The sequence below is a fragment of the Paenibacillus sp. P22 genome, assembly GCF_000469945.2.
Lineage (GTDB): Bacteria > Bacillota > Bacilli > Paenibacillales > Paenibacillaceae > Paenibacillus_O > Paenibacillus_O humicus.
This window is the reverse complement of sequence record NZ_CBRA020000189.1, coordinates 1-5,778: the sequence shown is the minus strand read 5'-3', so window position 1 is coordinate 5,778 and position 5,778 is coordinate 1. Positions and strand designations below refer to the sequence as shown.

General features: G+C 62.3%; 6 protein-coding genes and 2 pseudogenes. 5 read left to right on the top strand and 3 right to left on the bottom strand.

Going from position 1 to position 5,778, the window contains the following annotated elements:
- Window positions 1–230: 230 nt before the first annotated feature.
- Window positions 231–1,367: an S-layer homology domain-containing protein gene (locus tag BN871_RS21875; RefSeq protein WP_048748818.1), complete on the top strand. Its 1,137-nt coding sequence runs from the start codon at window positions 231–233 to the stop codon at window positions 1,365–1,367.
- Between the two features lie 565 nt (window positions 1,368–1,932).
- Complete coding sequence (locus BN871_RS21870; protein WP_048748816.1) at window positions 1,933–3,483, top strand: ABC transporter substrate-binding protein; 1,551 nt, start codon at window positions 1,933–1,935, stop codon at window positions 3,481–3,483.
- Window positions 3,484–3,499: 16 nt separating this feature from the next.
- Here the strand turns inward: BN871_RS21870 and BN871_RS27955 are convergent, their stop codons facing one another.
- From BN871_RS27955 to BN871_RS29775, 3 genes are all read right to left on the bottom strand, one after another.
- Entirely contained in the window at window positions 3,500–3,658 is a 159-nt protein-coding gene (locus BN871_RS27955; protein ID WP_157060361.1) for a hypothetical protein, read from the bottom strand.
- A gap of 180 nt (window positions 3,659–3,838) precedes the next feature.
- Window positions 3,839–4,024, bottom strand: coding sequence for a hypothetical protein (locus tag BN871_RS21865; RefSeq protein ID WP_048748814.1), 186 nt, complete (start codon window positions 4,022–4,024; stop codon window positions 3,839–3,841).
- A 3-nt stretch (window positions 4,025–4,027) separates the two neighbouring features.
- Window positions 4,028–4,162, bottom strand: coding sequence for a hypothetical protein (locus BN871_RS29775; protein ID WP_269745450.1), 135 nt, complete (start codon window positions 4,160–4,162; stop codon window positions 4,028–4,030).
- A gap of 14 nt (window positions 4,163–4,176) precedes the next feature.
- Here BN871_RS29775 and BN871_RS21860 point away from each other — a divergent pair, with 14 nt between their 5' ends.
- The 3 genes and pseudogenes from BN871_RS21860 to BN871_RS29370 all read left to right on the top strand — a co-directional run.
- Window positions 4,177–5,277 carry a sensor histidine kinase gene (locus tag BN871_RS21860; RefSeq protein ID WP_048748812.1) on the top strand — a complete coding sequence of 367 codons (1,101 nt, stop codon included), beginning with the start codon at window positions 4,177–4,179 and terminating at the stop codon, window positions 5,275–5,277.
- Between the two features lie 19 nt (window positions 5,278–5,296).
- Window positions 5,297–5,530: pseudogene (locus BN871_RS29375) on the top strand (response regulator); the annotation flags it as partial.
- Window positions 5,531–5,582: 52 nt separating this feature from the next.
- Window positions 5,583–5,778, top strand: a pseudogene (locus BN871_RS29370) (spore photoproduct lyase family protein); the annotation flags it as partial.

Sequence of the window (5,778 nt, the reverse complement as noted above, 5' to 3'; positions counted from 1 at the left end):
GATAGTTTCGAATGGTAAAAAAATTCCCCGTTTTTGAGACATTTTGTTTGTTTATCCCTAAAACGCATACTATCTACAATTCTACTTCCCTTTTTAAAGATGCCACGGACCTTACAGCGGCTTGMKYGGCAACGCCGACGCCGGCACCGACAAGCACGGCAACGCCGACGCCTGGGGCGGGTTCGCCTGCTTCCAATCAGGAAGCGCTGGCCAAGGCGGCTGCGGCCAAAGTGCCTTCCGTGCAGCTGGAATCGTCCGCTGTTGCGGGCGGCGGACGGGCGGCGGAGCTGCCGCTGAACGCCTTCCTGGCTTATGCCGAAGCCATGCCGCTTGGAACGATTACGCTTCAAGCCGGGAGCTCGTCGATCACGATCCCGGCATCGGCAGCCGCCAAGCTGGCCGCCATGCGGGGCCAGGCGGATACGGCTGGAGCCGTCATCCGGATCGAGCTGGGCGCAGCGGATCAGCAGGCCTTCGCCGCGATGAAATTGCGGGCATCGGCCTTGAACGGCAATGCCTTCGCGGGAACGGCAGCCTGGAGCCTGAGCATGGAGCAAGGCGGGCGCTCCGCGGCGCTGACGGGCGGAATCGGCTATGTCGATCTCGAATTCCCGGCGGGCGGCGGCAGCAAGCCTGCCCCGAACGCAGGCTTGCTGCGGACGGCGGACGGCTCCGTCCGAGCCGTTCCGGCATCGTTCGCGAAGGGCGCGGACGGGACGATCGTCCGTATCCGTACGCTGGGAACAGGCAGCTTCGGTACAGCCGCGCTTCCGTCCAAGTCTTTCCGCGACACGGCGGGCAGCTGGGCGTCGGCGGATATCGAACGGCTTTCTGCGGCTGGAATCCTGAACGGCATTTCCGCTGAGCGGTACGCTCCGGGGCAAGCCGTTTCGAGAGCTGACTTCGCAGCGCTGATCAGCCGCGCATTGGGACTGGATCTGCTGGCGGGAGGAGAAGCCGAAGGCCAGAGCTGGACAGACGGCAAGCCGGGCTCCGCCTGGACAGCCGCGGCAGCCGCCGTCCGTTCGGCCGGCATCATGCAGGGCGGCTTGGACGGTAGCTTCCGGCCGGGAGCTTCCGTCACCCGCCAGGAGATGGCTGTCATTCTGAACCGCGCCATCCTCTTCGCCGCAGGCGGCCAGCCGCATAACACCACGGATCCGGCTTCTCAAGCTCAAGCTGCCGTCTTCACCGATGCGGCGAAGATCAGTCCGTGGGCGGCGGATTCCATAACCGCCCTGGCCGCAAGAGGAATGCTGCGTGGAATGCCGGATGGAGCCTTCCATCCGCTGGCGCCGGTCACCCGCGCCGAAGCGGCTGCGCTGCTGGGACGTCTCTTGTCGGATGCAGGGTTTATCGGCAGCTGACCACCGAGCGATATAAGGGCATTCATTTGCGCCGCACAGGTTCCTGTGCGGCGTTTTTTCGCGCATTGCAGCCGATATCCGATCCCCAGCAAACATTTCCCTCTCTTCCCTCCAGCTTCATATGGCAAGCTCCGCCTGATTGGCGTATACTATCGCTACCAAGGGCGCGAGCCTGCGGCGTTGCAGCCCGACCACCCTTTTCCCAGAGCGTTTATGTGAGAGTGGGCGCTGATCAGGAACCGGGCTGCATCCATAACCTTTTGTTTCCTCCTCGCACATACGCGCAGGAGGACTTTTTTTTAGCTGCATCCATGTCTATGGAAAGAATTCAATTCCTTTGCAACTGCTATACAGCTGCTGCCCTCTCAGGGAACAGCCCCATCCCGGCTGAATGTCCGTTCTCTCAGGAGGCACGATCCTGCCGCGTTCGCCGACATGTCATCCGATTGCTATAAATGGTCACTATTTTTGCCTATTTGATGGAAATAGGAGTAGAGAGGGCGGCGGCGCGGGCGTATAATTGAAATCGCTTACTCTATTATTCGCCGCAAGAGGGGTTCTTTCCATGACAGCCAACCGCCAACGACTGACGCTTGCGCTCGCCGCCGCCTTGATCGCGCTGGCCGCGCTCACTTTTTATTCCCGCCCGTGGACGCTGCTTAAGCGCGGCGACACCGCTCCGTCCGGAGTGGCCTCGGCCGCCGCTCCCGACCGCCTCGTCATGATGTTTCCCGCGAGCGTCGTGCCGGACGATCTGCCGCAGGTTCAGAATGAAATCAACAACTACCTGCAGGAGAAAATCAATGCCGCCGTCGAAATCCGTCCGGTCGACATGGGCAGCTGGTGGGACCGCACCGGCCTGGTCTACGCCTCGGGCAGCCAGGTCGATCTCATGTTCACGGCCGGCTGGATGAAGTTCGGCGACGAGGTGGCCAGAGGCCGCTTCATTGCCCTGGACGACCTGCTGCGGCAATACGGCGGGGGAATCAGAGGAATCGTCAACCCCGATATTCTCGACGCCAGCCGCATCGGGGGCAAGCTGTACGCCATCCCGACCAACAAGGAGTTCGCCGCGAGCAAGGGGATCGTCATGCGCCGGGATCTCACGGAGAAATACGGAATCAAGCTGGCTTCCATCAAATCTCTCGCGGATCTCGGTCCCGTGCTGGAGACGATCAAGCGGCGCGAGCCGTCGGTGACGCCGCTGCAGGTGCGCTCCGACCGCAGTCCGTTCACGTTCCTCATGCAGTACGGCCTGTTCGACATGCTCGGGGACGGACCCGGCGCTCTCCAGCGCGAGGGCGGCGGGACGAAGGTCGTGAACATGGTGGCGACCGAAGCGTACCGGGTCAACGCCAAGCTGATGCACCAATGGCATCTCGACGGCTACCTGAACGCCGACGCCGTGACGTCGAGGGACAGCGAATACGAAGCGGTCAAGGCAGGCGCCGCCTTTTCCTTCGCCGAGTCGATCAAGCCGGGCTTCGAGATCCAGGCTTCGAGAAACACCGGCATGCCGATGGCGACGGTGGAGCTGACCAAGCCGTACACGACGACGGCCGACGTGACGAGCGCGATGTTCGCCATCCCCCGCACCTCCCGCCATCCGGGCAAGGCGATGCAGCTGCTGGATCTGCTCTATACGGATCCTTATCTGCTGAATTTGCTCGATTGGGGCATCGAGGGCAAGCATTACGTCGTCCGTGCGGACGGCCGGATCGGCTATCCGGAAGGGGTGGACTCCCGGACGGTAGGCTACAACCTGAACCTGCCCTGGATGTTCGGCAATCAGCTCCATTCCTATCTGTGGGACAACGAGGATCCGGAGCTCTGGACCAAGTACAGGCGGTTCAACGAGGAAGCGGAGCCGTCCCGGGCGCTCGGCTTCGTCTTCAACCCGGACCGGGTCACGAGCGAGATCGCGGCCTGCAGCCGCGTCGACGAGGAGTTCGCTCCGGCCATCATCGCGGGAGAGCTGGATCCCGATCTGGTCATCCCGATGTATGTGGAGAAGCTGAAGGCCGCGGGAGCTGACCGGGTCATCGCGGAGAAGCAGCGCCAGCTGGACGAGTGGCTCGCCTCGAAGACGGCGGCGGGCAAGGAGGGCGGCCGATGAAGGGCTTCCGGCTCCCTCAGGCTACGCTGCGCACGCGGCTCATCATCGGGTTCGCGGTCGTCACGGCGCCGCTCGTCATCCTGCTGCTCTGGAACAATCTGTACTCGACGACGGTCGTGCGCTCCCAGGTGGCCCAGTCCAACCGGAGCCTGCTGACGATGTACATGAACGACATGGACAAGGTGCTCGAGGAAATCCAAAACTATCTGTTCAAGACGGCCGAGCAGAACCGCGATCTGCTGTCGCTGTCGCAGAACGAGCGCGGCGGCTGGGATTACTACCGGGCCAAAACGCAGATGGCCGCCGATCTCGGGGTCAACTCGAACTATTACGAGGCGGCGGATGTGCTGTTCGCCTACAGCTCCAAGTACGACGATCTCTTCGTCTCCCAGCAGCAGTCGGTCAGCTTCCAGCGGAAGCGGGATATCCAGTCCAGGCTGCATGAAATTCTGAAGGCGGGAGCGGGGGCGGACACTCCGTTCAGCGGCTGGACGGTGACGGAGCTGAACGGCTCCCATGCCCTTGTGCGCATCGTCGACACGGGCTACGGCTCGGCAGCGGGAGCGTGGGTCGATCTCGACCGGCTCATGAAGCCGCTCCATGCCCTCGGCGAGAGCGGCAAAGGGGAAGCCGTGCTGCTCGGAGGCCATTCCGGCAGCCTGCCGCTGACGACGCTCAAGGCCGGCCTCCGCGATGAGCTGCAGGCGACCGGGGGCGGCTGCGGATACGGAAGCGGCCGCCGGGGCGTATACGATCGCCAAGCTTCCGCAGCCGTATCTGCTCGTCGCCCAGCCTTCGCGGATGGCGGGCATGAGGCTGGTGCTGCTCGTGCCGGAGAAGTCGCTGCTCGAAGGGCTTCCGTATTTCCGCTATCTGACCTACACAGTTCCGGTGCTGGCCGCCATTCTGCTCGCCATGTACCTGTACTATCTGCAGCGTGCGGTCGTCGTGCCGATGCACCGGCTGATCAAGGGCATGCGCAAGATCCGCTCCGGCGATCTCAGCGCCCGCCTGCCGGACAGCCGGCTGCCGGAATTCGTCACGATCAACGAGACGTTCAACGGCATGGCCTCGCAGATCGAGCATCTGAAGATCGACATCTACGAGGAGCAGATCCGTACCCAGAAGGCCGAGCTCAAGCATCTGCAGGCGCAGATCCAGCCTCACTTCTTCATGAACTCGCTCAATATCGTCTATCAGCTCGCCCAGATCCGCAGCTTCGACATCATCCAGAGCATCGCGCTCCATCTGGTCCGGTATTTCCGGTTCACGATCAATACGGCCGCAGCTTCCGTGACGATCCATCAGGAGCTGGAGCATATCCGCGACTACCTGACGATCCAGAAGCATCGATTCCCGGAGACGCTGGAGTTCGACTTCAAGGTGGAGGCAGGGCTGGAAAATTATCTGCTGCCGCCTCTATCGATCCAGCCGATCGTCGAGAACGCGATGGTCCACGGCTTCTCCACCAGCGGCGGAGGTCCCTTCCGGATCCTGATCGCGGTGAGCCGGAACGGCGCCTCTGGAGAGGGAGCGGCTGCCGGCGGCATCCGGATCGACGTGGCCGACAACGGCAAAGGGTTCGCTCCCGGAATGGCGGAGAGGCTCGCAGCGCGCGTGGAGGAGCAGGAGCCGGGGGAGCGCCATGTGGGCTTATGGAATGTCGCTCGCCGCTGCCGGCTGTTTTATGGAGCCGCAGTGTCGCTGAAATTCGAGAACGGAGCGGAGCGGGGAGCGCTCGTCACCCTCGGCCTTCCGGAAGAGCAGGCCGCGGACAATCGCCAGGCAGGATGACCCAAGGAGGAGACGCAGCATGAAGGCGCTGATTGTGGACGATGAAATCTATGCCGTCAAAGGATTGATGGCCGGCGTATCCTGGCAGGAGGCCGGGATCGACGAGGTCTATGAGGCCTACCATGCCGACATGGCCAAGGAGATGCTGCGGAAGCATGACATCGACATCATGATCTGCGATATCGAGATGCCGGAGCAGAGCGGCCTGGAGCTGATGGAGTGGGTGAAGGAAGAGGGGATGAGGCTGGAGACGGTCGTGCTCACCTGCCATTCCGAATTCCGCTATGCCCAGAAGGCCCTTCAGCTGGGAGGAAGGGTATGCCGAGCTGCTGGAAAACCTGGCCAAGACGCTGCCTGCCGGAATTCCCGATCTGACTTTCGAGCTCATCCAGCATCGCTTCACCAAGACCGCCAAGGCGACGATCGAGAAACGCTATCCGAAAAATTCAGTTGAGCATTCTGTTTGGGAGCCGCTTTCTCGAAGCTTGGATCGAATTGAGC